The sequence below is a fragment of the [Erwinia] mediterraneensis genome (assembly GCF_900604315.1).
Classification (GTDB): Bacteria; Pseudomonadota; Gammaproteobacteria; order Enterobacterales; family Enterobacteriaceae; genus Pantoea; species Pantoea mediterraneensis_A.
On the sequence record NZ_LR026978.1, the window covers coordinates 2,470,189 to 2,486,602 of the forward strand.

The following is a 16,414-nucleotide window of genomic DNA, read 5'->3' on the forward strand; positions in this document are numbered from 1 at the left end:
GAAAATGATTTCAGACAAGAGGGATTAGTATGCCAACCAGACCACCCTATCCACGTGAAGCCCGCGTTGTTGCTGTACAAAAAGGCACAGCGGAAAATCCGATTACCCGGTATGAGCTGCGCGCTGACCACCCGCATGAAAATGCGCTGATCAGCGAACACGAGAGCGAGCAGGAAGCGCTTGATGCCAAAGAGCGCTACGAGAACGAATCAAAAGAGTAAGGCGACCTGGCAGGGAAGCCAGCCTGACGCTTTTACGCGCATTCCCCCCTCTTCAGGTTTGATTAAACAGAAAAATCCGAGCCTGTCAACGGCCATTTTTGGGACAAGCGGCGTCTGGTCCTCTGCTATCTTTGTGGGGTAGCTTATGCATTTGCCGCTCCGGAACCATCCATGAAAAAAATGCTTATTACCTTAACGCCAGGTCAGTCTCACCCCGGCGCCACTCTGCCGCTGCTGGAGTATCTGCCGGAAGAGCAGGTGGTGCACATGGGACTCCTGGACGCCCTGAATGCGGACGAGATCCATCAGCTGTATGCACCCGTCGCAGGCGAAAAGATGCTGACGGCAGGGCTGCGGGACGGAGCGCAGGTGCAACTTTCGGCCGCCCGGGTTGAGATGGCTCTGCAACAGAAGCTGCTGGCGCTGGAGGATGAGGGTTATGAGTGCATTCTGCTGCTCTGTAGCGCGGGTATAGGACGTCTGCAAACCCGTCAGGCGATGGTGCTGGAGGCGGATCGTCTGGTGCCGCCGTTGATCGCCGCGATTGCCGATGATCATCAGGTTGGTATTGTAGTGGCAGCGGAAGAGCCGTTGCGCCAGCAGAGATACAAATGGGAACGGCTGAGTAAGCCCCCCTGTTTTGCCGTTGTCAGCCCCTGGCTGCCTGACGATGAAAAACTGGTGGATGCGGCGCTCGCCTTGCAGGAGCAGGGGGCTGATGTGGTCGTGCTGGACTGCGTTGGCTACCATCCGCGTCAGCAGGATTTTCTGCAAAAGCTGCTGGGCATTCCGGTGTTACTCTCCAGTGGACTGGTTGCGCAGCTGGCAGCCGAGCTGATGCTCTGATTGCCAGCCGATCCGGCGTGGCTGAGTGGCTGATAATTTCAGGTGACAAATCAGAGATTTCCCTTCTACACTGCCAGCACACCTTAATGTGCAGTGAGGAAAAGCTATGCTCAATGTAAGTGAGTACTTTGACGGGAAAGTAAAATCCATCGGATTTGACAGCGCGAGCACCGGTCGTGCCAGCGTCGGCGTCATGGCGGAAGGGGAATACACCTTTGGCACCGGCCAGCCGGAAGAGATGACGGTAGTGAGTGGTGCGCTGAACGTGCTGCTGCCAGGCGAAACCGAGTGGCAACTTTTTGAAGCGGGTGCGGTATTTAATGTGCCGGGCCACAGCGAATTTCATCTGCAGGTGGCTGAGCCCAGCGCTTATCTTTGCCGCTATCTGTAAGCGCTTTCCCTCCTGTTGCCGGGAGGGAAAAGCTTAACGCTGCGCCTCGCCGCCCAGGGCTTCCACCAGCTCACTGGTGAGCGCAGCGAGTTCGCTGGTCATTAAAATGAAATCGGCGTCGAAACGCTGGGCAAAATCTTCCCGATCGATATCATCATTCTGTTCACGCAACGTATCACTGAATTTCAGCCGTTTAACCGAGCCGTCATCACTGAGGATAAACTGAATGCGTTCCTGCCAGTCGAGCGCCAGTTTAGTCACCTGTTTACCCGCTTCGATATGCGTGGCGATTTCGTCACAGACCAGATCCTGCTTTTTACAGCGGACCACGCCGCCATCTTCCAGAATTGCCTTCAGCTCCGCTTCATCCATCAGGGCAAAGCCAGCCGGTAGATCGCCAGAGCGCACCCATTCGGTGAGCGTCAGCTCAATCGGTTTTTCCAGCGTCAGCGGCACCACCGGCAGCGAGCCCAGGCTTTTGCGCAGCAATGCCAGCGTATCTTCCGCTTTTTTCGCGCTGGCGCAGTCCACCATAATCAGGCCGTTGTTACTGTCGATCCAGAGGTTAGTCTGGCTGAAACGGCTAAAGGCGCGCGGCAGCAAACTGTGCAATATTTCATCTTTCAGCGCATCTTTTTCCGTTTTTTTCAGCTTGCGGCTCTGTTCCGCCTCCAGCTTCTCGATTTTGGCTTCCAGCGCCTGCTTCACCACCGGCGTTGGCAGAATTTTTTCCTCTTTGCGGGCGCAAATCAGGATCTGTCCATTATTGAGATGGGTGAGCGCATCGCTGCGGTTGCCCATTGGCGCAACCCAGCCGGTTTTCGCCATGTCCTGGCTGCCGCACGGGGAGAAGGTAAAAGCGGCCAGTTGTTTTTCCATCTCGTCTGCGGACAAAGGGATGTCACGATTCAGACGATATACCATCATATTTTTAAACCACAACATCAGAATTCCTATGCGGGGCGCGATCGGGCGCACAAGTCTACATGTCCGTGCGCATGATAGCGAAACATCGCGACGGTTTCATTGCCTTTCCGGCGCGGCGCTTCTACTGTATCGATCACTGTCAGGAATAATAAGGAATACACCGTGCGAATTGGCATCGATTTAGGTGGTACAAAAACCGAGGTAATTGCGCTGTCGGACGAGGGAAGCGAGCTGTTTCGTCATCGCGTCAATACCCCACGTAATGATTATCAGGCGACGGTGGCAACCATCGCGCAACTGGTGCAGCTGGCGGAAGAGAAAACCGGTCAGCGCGGCACGGTGGGGCTGGGGATCCCTGGTACCCTGTCGCCCTATACGCAGCGGGTAAAAAACGCCAACTCCACCTGGCTGAACGGCCAGCCGCTGGATAAGGATCTCGCCCGGGCGCTGAATCGTGACGTCCGTATCGCCAACGATGCGAATTGTCTGGCAGTTTCCGAAGCGGTGGACGGCGCAGGGGCGGGCAAGTCGCTGGTGTTTGCGGTGATTATCGGCACCGGCTCCGGCGCGGGCATTGCCATTAACGGCGAGTCGCGTATCGGCGGCAACGGTAACGCCGGTGAGTGGGGGCATAATCCGCTGCCCTGGATGGATGCCGATGAGCTGCGCTATCGTGAAGAGGTGCCCTGTTACTGCGGACAGCAGGGATGCATTGAGACTTTTGTCTCTGGCACCGGCTTTGCCACCGATTATCAGCGCCTGAGCGGCGTGATGCGCAAAGGGGCGGAGATTGTTAACCTGCTGGAGCAGCAGGATGCCGTGGCCGAGCTGGCGATGAGCCGCTACGAAACCCGGCTGGCGAAGTCGCTGGCGCAGGTGGTGAATCTGCTCGACCCCGATGTGATTGTGCTGGGCGGCGGCATGAGCAATGTGGATCGTCTCTATCAGACGGTGCCGATCTTAATGAAACAGTGGGTGTTCGGCGGCGAGTGCGAAACGCCAGTGCTGAAGGCGCAACATGGCGACTCCAGCGGGGTGCGCGGCGCCGCCTGGCTCTGGCCGCTGAATCGCGAGTAACGGCACAGCAGGGGCGGCGACCGTGCGCTGCCGGTCATCGCCCCGTTACCCGGCGTTGCGCCGTGCCGCTGATGTCAGTCTGCCGCAGCGACGTCAGGCGGGCTTATCAGGGAAAAATTTCATCACCAGGGTTTTCGCTGCGTCTTTAGGGGGCAGGGGAAAATTGCGCGTGCTGCTGACACTCTGCCAGGCCTTCAGGCAGAGCGGCTCATCGCCCTCGGTGCGAATGACGTTATAGCCGCCATCGGCGCGTCGTTCGATGGTCACTTCACACTGCTGGCCGATATAAGGCTGGTAATCCGTAAAGTTAGCCTGAATTCTCTGCATCACCTGCGCAAAATAATGCTCTGTCGCCGCGGCATCCTGCGCGGCGGCGCGCGGTGCCGTTTCCGGCGTTGCGTGGCTGCAGCCTGCCAGCCATGCCATGGTCAGTAGCATACCCGCCATACGTTTGATTATTCCGGTCATTCACTTCTCCTGTTTATGCCTGGGGCAGCTCCAGCTTGCTGTAACCCAGCCCGTTCATTTTGCGTACCTTGATCTGTACCGGAATTCGCTCTTTCATTGCCTCAACGTGACTGATCACGCCGATGGTTTTGCCGCTGGCGTTCAGCGCATCCAGCGCATCCAGCGCGGCGTCGAGAGTTTCGGCATCCAGCGTGCCAAAACCTTCATCAAGGAACAAGGATTCGATACGCGTTTTGTGGCTGACCAGATCGGAAAGCGCCAGCGCCAGCGCCAGGCTGACCAGGAAGCTTTCGCCACCGGACAGCGTGCGCGTATCGCGCGTGGCATCTCCCTGCCAGGTATCCATCACATCCAGTTCCAGCGTATCGACGTTTTTACGCTGCAGCAGATAGCGACCATGCAGCCGATCGAGCTGTTTGTTCGCCAGCCAGACCAGATGATCGAGCGTCAGCCCCTGCGCGAAGCGACGGAACTTATCGCCGCTGGCGGAGCCCACCAGATCGTTCAGCTGACTCCACTGCTGCAGCGCCTGCGTCTCATCGGCGATCTGTTGCAGCAATGCCTGCTGCTGCTGACGCTGCCCGGCATCGCTGTGCAGCTGCTGCTGCGCTTCCCCCTGCTGGCGGGCATTATCGCGCAGTTGCAGGCGTAGCTGCTCCAGCTGTTGCGTCAGCCCGCTGAGCTCATCCGGCGTCTCCTGCGGTTTGCTCTGCTGATGCTCAGCCAGGCGCTGCTGAACTTGCTGGCAGAACGCCTGTTGCTGCTGCCGCTGCTGTTCACGCTGTTGGATGAGCGTGCGCAACTGCTCTGCCTCCTGTTCCGCCAGCAGCGCTGCGCGGAAGGCGGCTTCGTCGGCAAAATCGCTTTGTGTCAGGGCCTGGGCAAAGGCGTGCTGCGCCGCCGTCAGCGCGTGGGTGAGGGCGTGCTGCTGCGCCAGCAGCGCATCATGCTGACCATGCAGCAGCGTGGCGCTGTTTTGCGCCTGCTGCCAGCGTGCCAGCTGCTCGCTCAGCTGCGCTTCCTGTTGCGTCAGCTGCTGCTGCATCTGCTGACGCGCCGCCGCGACCTTCTGCTCGCCAAACAGCGCATGACGCTGCTGCAGTAACTGCGCGATTTGCTGCTCAAGCTGCGCCTCGGTCTGTTGTAACTCGCTCAGCTGCTGTTGCTGCTGCGTCAGGCTCTGCTGCAGGTTCTGCCACTGGCTTTCGCTGCGCGCCAGCTCCGGCTGCAGAGTCGCCAGTAACGCCTCGCTCTCCTGCCAGCGTTGCCAGCTGGCCTGACGAGCCGCCAGCCAGCTCTCCCGTTCTGCAACCTCTGGCAGCGTCAGGTGTTGCTGTTCCAGCTCCTGCTGCAACGAGCGGGTCAGGCTTGCCAGTTGGTTCTGTTCCGCCTGCTGACGCTGCTGCAGATCCGTAAAGGCCTGCTGCTGATTCTGTAACTGCTGCTGAACCAGCGCCACTTTCTGCTGATGCTGCTGTAATATTTGCTGATGCTGCTGCCAGCGATCTTTCGCCTGCTGCAACGCAGCGGTGTGCTCCTCATGCTGCTGCAGCTGCTGCTGGATTTGTGTCTCCTGCTGCTCCTGCTGCTGTAGCCATGCCGCCAGCGCCGGCTGATCGTCAGGAGTGAAAGTGAGTGCCAGCTCACTGCACACTCCCTGCCACTGCTGCGCCAGCATCTCCAGCTGCTGACTGAGCTCCGCCATCTCCTGCGCCAGCGTCTGCTGCATCAGCGTAGCCTGGCGCAGTTGCTCGCGTTTCGCCGTTCCCTGTTCATGCAGTTCAGTCACCTGCTGCTTCAGGGTCGCCAGGCGCAACTGATTTTCACTCAGCTCCAGCTGACTGTATTGCTCAATGGCCGGATGGCTGCAGGAACCGCAGAGCGGGCAGGGCTGCTGCGGCTCCAGCCGGGTACGGTAATCCGCCAGGCTGGCAATCTGCTGCTCCAGGGTGCAGATCTTCTCCACATCTATCAACTGCTGCTGCCGGGCTTTATAGTGTTGACGCAGCGCGACCAGTTGCGCTTCTGTCTGCTGGCAGGCCTGTTCCCCGGCGGCATGACGTTGCTGTTGTCGGGTCAGCTGTTGCTGCAGCGGCTGCCAGCGGGAAGCGAGTTGGGCCAGCTGCTGCCGGGCCGGACGGGCAGCGTTCAGGGCGGCCAATTGCTGACGTAGCTGCGAACCCGGATGTTGCGACTCCAGCGCGGCCAGCTGCTGTTCCGCCTGACGCAGCGTCTGTCCGGCCTGCTGCTCCGTCTGTTGCAGCGGCTGCGTTTGCTGCTCCAGATCCGCCTGCTGCTGCGCCAGCTGCGTGCTGCGCTGCTGCCCGGACATCAGCTGCTGCGTCAGCGCAGTAAGTGCCTGCTCACGTTGCGTTATCTGGGTGAAGCGATCCTGCCACAAACGCAGCGATTCTCCCCAGTGCGCCACGTCAGCGTGCGCCTGACGCCACGCCTGCTGTTGCGCGATTTGCGTCTGCAACTGACTACGCGTCTGCGCCAGCTGCGCCAGCGCCTGTTCGCTCTGACTGAGTTTCTGTTGTTGTTGGTAGCTGTTCTGCTGCAGCTGCGCCTGCTGCTGTTGCAGGCTGGCGATTTGCTGGTCGAGAGGAATGATGGTTTCGCTCAGCAGAGTTTCCTGCTGCTGTTGTGCCTGTAACAGCTGCTGACGCTGCGCCTGCAGGGCGTCATAACGCTGCTGTTCACTTTCCTGCGTCTGCTGCGCCTGCTGTTGGCGGGCCTCCAGCTGCTGCCGTTGCTGCGTCAGCTGCTGCTGCTCCGTCTGCAGCCGGTCGCGCTGCTGCCACTGGGGGCGCAGCTTTTCCGCCGGTTCTCCCCGCGCCAGTCGTTGACGGGCGGGCTCCGCCGCCTGCCAGGTCTGTTCCGCCTCGTCGCAGGCGGCTGCAGCCTGCTGCAATTCACGCTGTAGATTCTGCGCGCGCGTCAGCCACTGCTGCTGCTGCTGGCGACGCTCCAGCTGCTGGTTGAGTGCCTGCTCCTCTTCCGTCAGCGCCTGTAACTGCTGCTGCAGCGCCTCACGCCGTGCCGGATCCAGCAATGTCAGCCCGGCTGCGCGTGCCTGTAAGGCGTCCAGCGCGCTTTTCGCCTGCTTATATTTCTCGTAAATCAGTATGGAAATGGCGCCGTAGATCTCGGTACCGGTAAGCTCCTCCAGCAGTTCGGCGCGCTCGCCCGGTCTGGCATTCAGAAAGGCGGCAAACTGACCCTGCGACAGCATCATGGAGCGGGTAAAACGCGCAAAATCCAGTCCGGAAAGGGTCTCAATCGCCTTCAGTTTGTCGGCCACTTTGTCCGCCACAATCTGATTATCGCGGCAGCGCGCCAGCTCAACGCGCGGCGCCTGCAGCTTGCCATCGGGCAGGCCGCGGGCCCGGTTCTGGCTCCAGAAGGCGCGCCAGGCTTCCCCCTTAATCTCAAATTCCACTTCCGCCAGACATTCCGCCGTATCACGGGTAATCAGGGCGTTCTGCGTCTGGGAGATCACGCCGAGACGCGGCGTCTGGTGATATAGCGCCAGGCAGATGGCATCCAGCAGGGTGGTTTTACCGGCGCCGGTGGCCCCGGTAATGGCAAACAGTCCGTTGCTGGCAAAGGGCTCGCTGCGGAAATCGATAAACCATTCCCCTTTCAGGGCGTTCAGGTTTTTAAAGCGCAGGGTCAGTATTTTCATGCCTGCTCCTCCTGCATCGTCGCCAGCGTGACGCGAAAGAGTTGGGTCAGCTGCTGTTGCGTCGGGGCATCGAGATCGCTCTCCTGCAGCAGCCGCCGCTCAAAGACTTCTTCCACTTTTAACTCGTCCAGCGTCTCGTTACTCATGCGTTCAATCGCCCGATTGCGCTGCTCGCGGCTGCGGCGTACCAGTAACACCTCAACCGGCAGCTCCCCGGTCAGCAGTTCGATGCGGCGTTGCAGATCGCTGAGATACTCCTGGGTGGTGACCTCAATATCGAGCCAGACCGGCTTATCTTCCGTCTGGTGTGCAAAGCGGGTGAGCTGCTGTTCAATCTCCGCCAGGGAGCCTTTCAGCATCTGCATCGGCTGAAACTGCGGGATAGTCAGTGGTGTTATGCTCTGCAGCGCACCAGCGCTGAATTCAAGCAGACAGACGCTTTTTTCCCGTCCCACTTCATCGAAGCTGAGGGGAATGGGCGAGCCGCTATAGCGAATATGATCCTGGTCGGCAATGCGCTGCGGGCGATGAATATGGCCCAGCGCAATATAGTCTGCGGGCGGAAACGCCTGCGCGGGAAAGGCGTCGAGGGTACCGATATAGATATCCCGTACCGAGTCGCTTTTGCTGACGCCGACCGTGGTGAGATGGCCGGTGGCGATAATCGGCAGCGTCAGACCCAGCGTACTGCGCCGGGCCTGCGCCTCGCTGAAGCAGCGCTGATAATGGTGGCTGATCGCCTCCAGCAGGCTCAGCTGCTTTTCCCGGCCCGACTGGCCCGCTTTGCTGCGTAAAATGTCGCGTGGACGCAGATAGGGGATGGCGCAAAGCAGGGCGCCTGGCTCGCCGTTGCGGCGGTTGAGCAGCAGCACCTGATCGTCAATGTCGCTGCTGGCGGCGGCGATCACCCGGGTATTCAGGCAGGCCAGCAGCTCGCGCGACTCATTGAGGGTCGCCACCGAATCGTGGTTGCCCGCCAGCACCACCAGCTGGCAGCCGCTGGGCTGTAGCGCCACCACAAAACGGTTATACAACTCACGCGCATAGCTGGGCGGTGTGCCGGTATCAAAAATGTCACCGGCCACAATGACCGCATCCACTTCATGCGTGTGTACCTGCTGCAATAACCAGTCGAGAAATGCCTGATGTTCCGCTGCACGGCTTTTGTTATAGAAGAACTGGCCAAGGTGCCAGTCCGAAGTGTGAATAATACGCATAAAGTTTCCTGGCCGGGGCAAATCGCGAGGGGATTATACCGGCTCCGTGCTGAAAGAAAAAAACGCCGTTATGCGGCATTATGCTTTTTTTTCGCGACGCCGGGGTGGTAGCTTTTTCATAAAAGTGTCATAAATCTGACGCATAATGGCGCGCAAACCCCGGCGACACGGGACACATCTGCAGGAGTCCTCATGGCTAAGCGCATTCTGGTAGTGGAAGATGAAGCCCCGATCCGTGAAATGTTGTGTTTTGTTCTGGAACAGAACGACTATCAGGCGATAGAAGCGGAAGATTATGACAGCGCCATCGGCAAGCTGATTGAACCCTGGCCCGATCTCATCCTGCTCGACTGGATGCTGCCCGGCGGCAGCGGTATACAGTTTATCAAACACCTGAAGCGTGAAACGCTGACGCGCGAGATTCCGGTGATGATGCTCACCGCGCGCGGCGAGGAGGAGGACCGGGTGCGCGGGCTGGACGTTGGCGCGGATGACTATATTACCAAACCTTTTTCGCCAAAGGAGCTGATGGCGCGTATCAAGGCGGTACTGCGCCGTATCTCGCCAATGGCAGTGGAAGAGGTGATTGAGATTCAGGGGCTGAGCCTCGATCCCTCTTCACATCGTGTCACTTCAGAGAGAAATGCGCTGGAGATGGGGCCAACAGAATATAAGCTGCTGCACTTCTTTATGACCCATCCGGAACGCGTCTACAGCCGTGAACAGCTGCTGAACCACGTCTGGGGCACCAATGTTTATGTTGAGGATCGCACCGTTGATGTCCATATCCGCCGCTTACGTAAAGCGCTGGAAATCAGCGGCCACGATCGCATGGTGCAAACTGTCCGCGGTACAGGATATCGTTTCTCTGCCCGCTACTGAACGGAGCCTTAACTGTGCTGGAACGACTCTCCTGGAAGAGATTACTGGCAGAACTTTGTCTGGCCTGCGTACCGGCACTGATTACAGGGATGCTGGTGGGGGGATTGCCCTGGCTGTTGCTGGCGGCGGTGCTGGGGCTGCTGTGCTGGCATTTTTATCACCTGATGCGGTTGTCACACTGGCTCTGGGTTGACCGCACCATGACGCCTCCTACCGGGCGTGGCAGCTGGGAGCCGCTGTTTTACGGGCTCTATCAGATGCAGCTGCGCAATCGCCGTCGGCGACGCGAGCTGGGCAACCTGATTAAGCGCTTTCGCAGCGGTGCCGAATCGCTGCCGGATGCGGTGGTGCTGACCACCGAAGAGGGCATCATCTTCTGGTGTAATGGTCTGGCACAGCAGCATCTCGGTCTGCGCTGGCCGGAAGATAACGGCCAGAATATCCTGAACCTGCTACGCTATCCGGAGTTTTCCCGCTACATTCGCCGCCGTGATTTCCAGCGGCCGCTCACCCTGGTGCTCAACAATCATCTGCATATGGAATTTCGCGTGATGCCCTACAGCGAAGGGCAGTGGCTGATGGTGGCGCGTGATGTCACCCAGATGCATCAGCTGGAGGGCGCGCGCCGTAACTTCTTCGCCAATGTCAGCCATGAATTGCGTACGCCGCTGACGGTGTTGCAGGGCTATCTGGAGATGATGACGGATGCAGAGATGAATGAACGCGCGCGCGACAAGGCGCTGCACACCATGCAGGAGCAGACGCGACGGATGGACAGCCTGGTGAAACAGCTGCTGACGTTGTCGCGCATCGAGGCCGCGCCGGTTCTCGATCTGCGTGAGACGGTGGATGTCCCGGTGCTGCTGCATCTGCTGCAGCGTGAGGCAGAAGCGCTGAGCAAGGGGCGTCACACCATCCATTTTCATATCGATAATTCTCTGAAAGTGCTGGGCAACGAAGAGCAGCTGCGCAGCGCGCTCTCCAACCTGGTCTATAACGCGATCAACCATACGCCGGAAGGCACGCGAATTGATGTCTGCTGGCAGCGCGATAAGCAGGGCGCGCATTTTGCCGTCTGCGATAACGGGCCGGGGATTGCGCCGGAGCACCTGCCGCATCTGACGGAGCGTTTTTACCGCGTCGATAAGGCGCGCTCACGCGCCACGGGCGGCAGTGGCCTCGGGCTGGCGATTGTGAAGCATGCGCTCGGCCATCATCATGCGCGGCTGAAAATTAGCAGCGAACCCCATAAAGCCACCCGTTTTGCCTTTACTCTGGCTCCGGCATTGATTGTCAGCGCAGAAGTGCCGCAGAATGCTCCGCATCCCTCGTCAATGGACTTATGAGATGAAATGTCTGCTGCTATTCGCTGCCCTGGTTGCGCCTCTCGCTTACGCGCAACAGCCGGTACTGACCGGCAACCTCAGTAGCGTGGGATCAGATACGCTGGGGCACCTGATGACGCTCTGGGGTGAGGATTTCAGCCGTCAGGCACCGGGCGTCAACGTGCAGGTGCAGGCCGCTGGCTCCTCAACGGCACCCACGGCGCTGGCTGCCGGCGCCGCCCAGATCGGCGCGATGAGCCGTCCCATGCAGGCGGAGGAGCGCCAGCTGTTCGAGCGTAAATATGGTTATCCGCCGCTGGCGGTGCCGGTGGCGATGGATGCGCTGGTGGTGGTAGTGAATCAGGCAAATCCGCTTGAGCGCATCGCGCCTCAGCAGCTGGATGCGCTTTTTTCCGTGACCCGTCTTTGTGGTGCCAGCGCGGTGCCGCAGCGCTGGGGCGATCTCGGTCTGACGCAGCCGCGCTGGTCTGCGCGCACCATTCAGCGCTACGGCCGCAACTCCGCTTCCGGCACCTGGGGGTACTTTCGTCAGCAGGCGCTGTGCAAAGGCGACTTTCGTGCTGACGTGGCGGAATTTCCGGGCTCTGCTGCGGTAGTCCAGGCCGTCGCCAGTGCCCCGGGCAGCATAGGCTACGCCAGTTTTGGCTTCCATTTTAGCGGGGTAAAAATGCTGGCGCTGGAGAATGCCAGCGGCGAAGCCGTGCCGCCCAGTGCCGAAACCATCCGTACCGGTCGCTATCCCTGGGCACGTCCGCTCTGGCTCTATGTGAACAAAGCCCCGGGCCAGCCCTTGCCGCCGCTGGTGGCCGCCTTTTTGCGCCTGGCCCTTTCCCCACAGGGGCAGCAGCGCGTCATTGAAGCGGGCTATCTGCCTTTATCGGATACCCAGATGTCTCAGACGCGCGCCGCCCTGAGTGCCGACTAAGATTTGCCCGGGCAACCTGAATTTTCTTCATCACTGCTGAATTTTCTTCGTTTGCAGAAACACAGCGGACATGTCACTCTGCATGCTGTTTTTTAGCCATCCAGATGGCTGTTTTGCACATAGCGAAACGATGTTCTTATGCAACCATGCATTAACAGCCTCAGCCAGGAGTGATCATGCAAAGAGATAGCGCCCCGTTCCGCGCCGATATCGTCGGCAGCTTTCTGCGTCCCGACGCAATTAAACAGGCCCGGCAACAGTTTGCCGCCGGCGAGATCGATGCGGCCGCGCTGCGCCTTGTGGAAGATAAAGCGATTCGTGAGCTGGTCAGTCAACAGCGCGCCTGCGGTCTGCAGGTGGTCACCGACGGCGAGTTTCGTCGCGCCTGGTGGCATTTTGATTTCTTTGACGGGCTGGAGGGCGTAGAACGCTATGAAGCCGATCGGGGGATCCAGTTCAACGGTATCGAGACCAAAGCGCGTGGCGTGCGCGTCACCGGCAAGCTGGGCTTTGGCGCGCATCCGATGCTGGACGATTTTCGCTTCCTGCAGAGCATAGCGGGCGATGCCGTCGCGAAAATGACGATTCCCAGTCCGAGCGTGCTGCACTTCCGCGGCGGACGCAAAATGATCGATGCTGCGGTTTACCCCGATCTGAGCGACTATTTCGACGATCTGGCGCGTACCTGGCAACAGGCGATCGCTGCCTTTTATGCGGCGGGCTGCCGTTATCTGCAGCTGGATGATACCGTCTGGGCCTATCTCTGTTCAGACGAGCAGAAGCAGCAGATTCGTGAGCGCGGCGAGGATCCGGAGGTGCTGGCACGTACCTACGCCCGGGTGCTTAACCAGGCGCTGGCAGATAAACCTGCCGATCTGACCGTCGGCCTGCATGTCTGTCGCGGTAATTTCCGTTCCACCTGGATCTCCGAAGGCGGCTATGAGCCAGTGGCAGAGATCCTGTTTGGCAGCGTTAACGTCGACGCCTTTTTTCTTGAATATGACAATGAGCGATCCGGCGACTTTGCACCGCTGCGCTTTATCCGGCCCGGTCATCAGCAGGTGGTGCTGGGCCTGATTACCACCAAAACGGGCGAGCTGGAGGCGCCTGAACAGGTGAAAGCACGGCTGGCGGAAGCGGAAAACTATGTCAGCCGCGATCAGCTGTGTCTCAGTCCGCAGTGTGGTTTTGCTTCCACCGAGGAGGGCAATAGCCTGAGTGAAGCGCAGCAGTGGGAAAAAGTGCGTCTGGTGGTCGATACGGCAAAACAGTGGTGGGGCAGGGTGTAAATCTGTGCAAACAGGCGCGTAAAACGCGCCTTTTGTGCATGAAATCGTGGCTGGATGCTGAAGTTTATCATGGCCTGATGAAAAAACAGGCACATCATCTGAGGCGGTTTCCTTATATTATGAATTGTCCCACTGGTTGCTGTTGACTTTACGCTATATTCTTCTGGTTTTTCGATCCCGTATTGCCTTTCTCCGCTATAAACGTTTTACTTAGCGCCGTTGTCAGTTTCCCCCTTGTGTACCGAAAACATCATAATTATCCGCGCTGCGAGGCAACGGCGATCGTTAGCCGCAGAATGATCTGCTAAGCCACCGCGTTAGCGTGACTCGGGTGACAACACAAACCCAACTTCCACCGCAACATCAGCAACAGGCACGACAGAAGTTTATGACACACCGTTTAACTCCCAAGGATATCCTCGCGCTGGGCTTCATGACATTTGCCCTGTTTGTTGGCGCAGGTAACATCATTTTCCCGCCCGTGGTCGGTATTCAGTCCGGAGAACATGTCTGGACCGCCGCGATCGGCTTCCTGATCACCGCTGTCGGTCTGCCAGTGATGACGGTCATCGCCCTGGCGCGCGTTGGCGGCGGTATTGACGCGCTCAGCTCGCCAATCGGTAAAGCGGCTGGCCTGGTGCTGGCGACCGTCTGTTATCTGGCAGTCGGCCCGTTGTTCGCCACCCCGCGTACCGCCACCGTTTCCTTTGAGATCGGAGTTGCTCCGTTGACCGGCGAAGGCGATATACCGCTGTTTATCTACAGCCTGATCTACTTTGCGCTGGTGATTGGCATTTCGCTCTATCCCGGCAAGCTGCTGGATACCGTCGGCCATTTTCTCGCGCCGCTGAAAATTATCGCTCTGGCAGTACTGGGCGTGGCGGCTCTGCTCTGGCCCGCTGGCGGTATCTCGCCGGCGACGGCGGATTATCAGCGTGCCGCTTTCTCCAGCGGTTTTGTGAACGGCTATCTGACGATGGATACCCTCGGAGCGTTGGTGTTTGGTATCGTGATTGTTAACGCTGCGCGTTCACGCGGGGTAGATAATGCGGGTCTGCTGACACGCTATACCGTGCTGGCCGGGCTGATTGCCGGTATCGGCCTGACGCTGGTCTATCTGAGCCTGTTCAAACTGGGCGCAGGCAGCGGTGCTATCGTTGATCAAAATGCTAACGGCGCCGCTATCCTGCACGCCTATGTACAGAACACCTTTGGCGGCACGGGCAGCCTGTTCCTCGGCGCACTGATTTTCATCGCCTGTATGGTCACGGCGGTAGGCCTGACCTGCGCTTGCGCCGAGTTTTTTGCTCAGTATCTGCCATTCTCCTACCGGACGCTGGTATTTGTGCTCGGCTTGTTCTCCATGCTGGTTTCTAACCTTGGTCTGAGCCAGCTGATCAAAGTCTCCATTCCGGTGCTGACAGCTATCTACCCGCCCTGTATCGTCCTGGTGGTGCTGAGCTTCACCCTGAAATGGTGGAATAAAAGCAGCCGTATTATCGCTCCGACGATGCTGGTCAGCCTGCTGTTTGGTATCCTTGATGCGATTAAATCTACCCAATTAAAAGCGGCGCTGCCTGCGTTCAGTCAGCATCTGCCGCTCGCGGATCAGGGTCTCGCCTGGTTGCCGCCGGTACTGGTGATACTGCTGGTGGTGGCGGCCATCGATCGTGTTGCCGGTCGTGAACAGGTTACCGTGCACCCGTAACCGTTACTGTACTGTTTTTCAGCCACGGGCTTGCCCGTGGTTTTTTCATTTGTAAGGTACTGTTGTTATGCAAGAAACCAATAAGCTCAAACGTGGACTGAGCACGCGTCATATCCGCTTTATGGCGCTGGGATCCGCCATCGGCACCGGGCTGTTCTATGGTTCGGCGGATGCTATTAGAATGGCTGGCCCCAGCGTGCTGCTGGCCTATATCATCGGCGGCGCGGTGGCCTATATCATCATGCGTGCGCTGGGGGAGATGTCAGTAAATAACCCGCAGGCCAGCTCCTTTTCGCGCTACGCGCAGGATTATCTCGGGCCAATGGCGGGTTACCTGACCGGCTGGACCTACTGCTTCGAGATTTTGATCGTAGCCATTGCGGACGTTACCGCGTTCGGCATCTATATGGGCGTCTGGTTCCCGGATGTGCCGCACTGGATCTGGGTGCTGAGCGTGGTGCTGATTATCGGTGCCGTGAACCTGATGAGCGTTAAGGTGTTTGGCGAAGTGGAGTTCTGGTTCTCCTTCTTTAAAGTCGCCACCATCATTGTGATGATTGTCGCCGGTTTCGGCATGATCTTCTGGGGGATCGGCAATGGTGGCACCCCGACCGGCATCCATAACCTCTGGAGCAACGGCGGCTTCTTTGCTCACGGCATTGTGGGCATGCTGCTGTCGCTGCAGATGGTGATGTTCGCCTATGGCGGCATTGAGATTATCGGTATTACCGCGGGCGAAGCGAAGGATCCTGCCACCTCGATTCCGCGCGCCATCAACTCCGTGCCGCTGCGTATTCTGGTGTTTTACGTTGGAACGCTGTTCGTCATTATGTCGATTTATCCCTGGAATCAGGTGGGCACTTCGGGCAGTCCTTTTGTTCTGACCTTCCAGCATCTTGGCATCGCCGCCGCCGCTTCTATTCTCAATTTTGTGGTGCTTACCGCTTCGCTCTCAGCGATTAACAGCGACGTGTTTGGCGTGGGACGTATGCTGCACGGGATGGCGCAGCAGGGGCATGCGCCGAAGGTCTTTATGAAGGTTTCTGAACGCGGCATCCCCTGGGTGACGGTGATGGTGATGATGCTGGCGATGCTGATCGCGGTTTATCTGAACTACCTGATGCCGGAAAAAGTCTTTCTGGTGATCGCCTCGCTGGCTACCTTCGCCACCGTTTGGGTGTGGATTATGATTCTGCTGTCGCAGATCGCCTTCCGCCGTAAAATTGGCAAAGAGGCAGCCAGCAAACTGAAATTTGCCCTGCCGGGCGGCAGCTGGACAGCAGGCGTCGGCGTACTGTTTCTCTGCTTTATTATCGCCCTGATCGGCTATTTCCCTGATACGCGCGTATCGCTTTATGCCGGTATCGTCTGGGTAGGGGTGCTGCTGCTGGGTTACCGCCTGGTGCGGAAGCCAGCCTGAGAAAAGGGC

At 58.7% G+C, this 16,414-nt stretch carries 14 protein-coding genes; 10 read left to right on the forward strand and 4 right to left on the reverse strand.

Annotated elements, in window-relative coordinates; translation table 11 throughout:
* The first annotated feature begins 29 nt into the window (after positions 1-29).
* The 3 genes from E0E17_RS11425 (at position 30) to ppnP (ending at position 1,458) form a co-directional block, all read left to right on the forward strand.
* Positions 30-221, forward strand: a complete 192-nt coding sequence (locus tag E0E17_RS11425; protein ID WP_130834189.1) for a YaiA family protein — start codon at positions 30-32, stop codon at positions 219-221.
* A 171-nt stretch (positions 222-392) separates the two neighbouring features.
* Positions 393-1,067 carry an AroM family protein gene (locus E0E17_RS11430; protein WP_130834190.1) on the forward strand — a complete coding sequence of 225 codons (675 nt, stop codon included), beginning with the start codon at positions 393-395 and terminating at the stop codon, positions 1,065-1,067.
* A gap of 106 nt (positions 1,068-1,173) precedes the next feature.
* A complete protein-coding gene (gene ppnP, locus E0E17_RS11435; RefSeq protein WP_130834191.1) occupies positions 1,174-1,458 on the forward strand; it encodes a pyrimidine/purine nucleoside phosphorylase in 285 nt (94 codons plus the stop codon).
* 33 nt (positions 1,459-1,491) lie between these two features.
* Here ppnP and rdgC read toward each other — a convergent pair whose 3' ends face one another.
* Positions 1,492-2,403 (reverse strand): recombination-associated protein RdgC, encoded by a 912-nt coding sequence (gene rdgC / locus E0E17_RS11440; protein ID WP_130834192.1) that lies wholly within the window; start codon positions 2,401-2,403, stop codon positions 1,492-1,494.
* 144 nt (positions 2,404-2,547) lie between these two features.
* On the opposite strand from rdgC, the gene mak reads away from it, so the two are divergent.
* Entirely contained in the window at positions 2,548-3,462 is a 915-nt protein-coding gene (mak, locus tag E0E17_RS11445; protein ID WP_130834193.1) for a fructokinase, read from the forward strand.
* A 93-nt stretch (positions 3,463-3,555) separates the two neighbouring features.
* Here mak and E0E17_RS11450 read toward each other — a convergent pair whose 3' ends face one another.
* The 3 genes from E0E17_RS11450 to sbcD are packed head-to-tail and all read right to left on the reverse strand — an operon-like array spanning position 3,556 to position 8,835.
* On the reverse strand, positions 3,556-3,930 hold the full coding sequence (locus E0E17_RS11450; protein WP_237680776.1) for a cell envelope integrity TolA family protein: 375 nt from the start codon (positions 3,928-3,930) through the stop codon (positions 3,556-3,558).
* Between the two features lie 13 nt (positions 3,931-3,943).
* On the reverse strand, positions 3,944-7,618 hold the full coding sequence (locus E0E17_RS11455) for an SbcC/MukB-like Walker B domain-containing protein (RefSeq protein WP_130834194.1): 3,675 nt from the start codon (positions 7,616-7,618) through the stop codon (positions 3,944-3,946).
* Entirely contained in the window at positions 7,615-8,835 is a 1,221-nt protein-coding gene (gene sbcD, locus E0E17_RS11460) for an exonuclease subunit SbcD (protein ID WP_130834195.1), read from the reverse strand. Before sbcD ends, E0E17_RS11455 begins: the two co-directional genes overlap by 4 nt.
* Positions 8,836-9,027: 192 nt before the next feature.
* Between sbcD and phoB the strand changes: the two genes are divergently transcribed.
* From phoB to proY, 6 genes are all read left to right on the forward strand, one after another.
* Complete coding sequence (gene phoB, locus E0E17_RS11465) at positions 9,028-9,717, forward strand: phosphate response regulator transcription factor PhoB (protein WP_130834196.1); 690 nt, start codon at positions 9,028-9,030, stop codon at positions 9,715-9,717.
* 14 nt (positions 9,718-9,731) lie between these two features.
* Positions 9,732-11,063, forward strand: coding sequence for a phosphate regulon sensor histidine kinase PhoR (gene phoR / locus E0E17_RS11470; protein WP_130834197.1), 1,332 nt, complete (start codon positions 9,732-9,734; stop codon positions 11,061-11,063).
* Between the two features lies 1 nt (position 11,064).
* A complete protein-coding gene (locus E0E17_RS11475; RefSeq protein WP_130834198.1) occupies positions 11,065-11,988 on the forward strand; it encodes a PstS family phosphate ABC transporter substrate-binding protein in 924 nt (307 codons plus the stop codon).
* Between the two features lie 176 nt (positions 11,989-12,164).
* Positions 12,165-13,277, forward strand: a complete 1,113-nt coding sequence (locus E0E17_RS11480) for a cobalamin-independent methionine synthase II family protein (RefSeq protein WP_130834199.1) — start codon at positions 12,165-12,167, stop codon at positions 13,275-13,277.
* 388 nt (positions 13,278-13,665) lie between these two features.
* Entirely contained in the window at positions 13,666-14,985 is a 1,320-nt protein-coding gene (gene brnQ, locus E0E17_RS11485) for a branched-chain amino acid transport system II carrier protein (RefSeq protein ID WP_130834200.1), read from the forward strand.
* Between the two features lie 67 nt (positions 14,986-15,052).
* Entirely contained in the window at positions 15,053-16,405 is a 1,353-nt protein-coding gene (proY, locus tag E0E17_RS11490) for a proline-specific permease ProY (RefSeq protein ID WP_130834201.1), read from the forward strand.
* The last annotated feature ends 9 nt before the right edge of the window (positions 16,406-16,414 follow it).

What these genes read in the sequence shown, in the direction of transcription:
- E0E17_RS11425 (WP_130834189.1), top strand. Translation starts at nt 30, where the DNA reads ATGCCAACCAGACCACCCTATCCACGTGAAGCCCGCGTTGTTGCTGTA.
- E0E17_RS11430 (WP_130834190.1), top strand. Translation starts at nt 393, where the DNA reads ATGAAAAAAATGCTTATTACCTTAACGCCAGGTCAGTCTCACCCCGGC.
- ppnP (WP_130834191.1), top strand. Translation starts at nt 1,174, where the DNA reads ATGCTCAATGTAAGTGAGTACTTTGACGGGAAAGTAAAATCCATCGGA.
- rdgC (WP_130834192.1), bottom strand. Translation starts at nt 2,403, where the DNA reads ATGTTGTGGTTTAAAAATATGATGGTATATCGTCTGAATCGTGACATC.
- E0E17_RS11450 (WP_237680776.1), bottom strand. Translation starts at nt 3,930, where the DNA reads ATGACCGGAATAATCAAACGTATGGCGGGTATGCTACTGACCATGGCA.
- E0E17_RS11455 (WP_130834194.1), bottom strand. Translation starts at nt 7,618, where the DNA reads ATGAAAATACTGACCCTGCGCTTTAAAAACCTGAACGCCCTGAAAGGG.
- sbcD (WP_130834195.1), bottom strand. Translation starts at nt 8,835, where the DNA reads ATGCGTATTATTCACACTTCGGACTGGCACCTTGGCCAGTTCTTCTAT.
- phoB (WP_130834196.1), top strand. Translation starts at nt 9,028, where the DNA reads ATGGCTAAGCGCATTCTGGTAGTGGAAGATGAAGCCCCGATCCGTGAA.
- E0E17_RS11475 (WP_130834198.1), top strand. Translation starts at nt 11,065, where the DNA reads ATGAAATGTCTGCTGCTATTCGCTGCCCTGGTTGCGCCTCTCGCTTAC.
- E0E17_RS11480 (WP_130834199.1), top strand. Translation starts at nt 12,165, where the DNA reads ATGCAAAGAGATAGCGCCCCGTTCCGCGCCGATATCGTCGGCAGCTTT.
- brnQ (WP_130834200.1), top strand. Translation starts at nt 13,666, where the DNA reads ATGACACACCGTTTAACTCCCAAGGATATCCTCGCGCTGGGCTTCATG.
- proY (WP_130834201.1), top strand. Translation starts at nt 15,053, where the DNA reads ATGCAAGAAACCAATAAGCTCAAACGTGGACTGAGCACGCGTCATATC.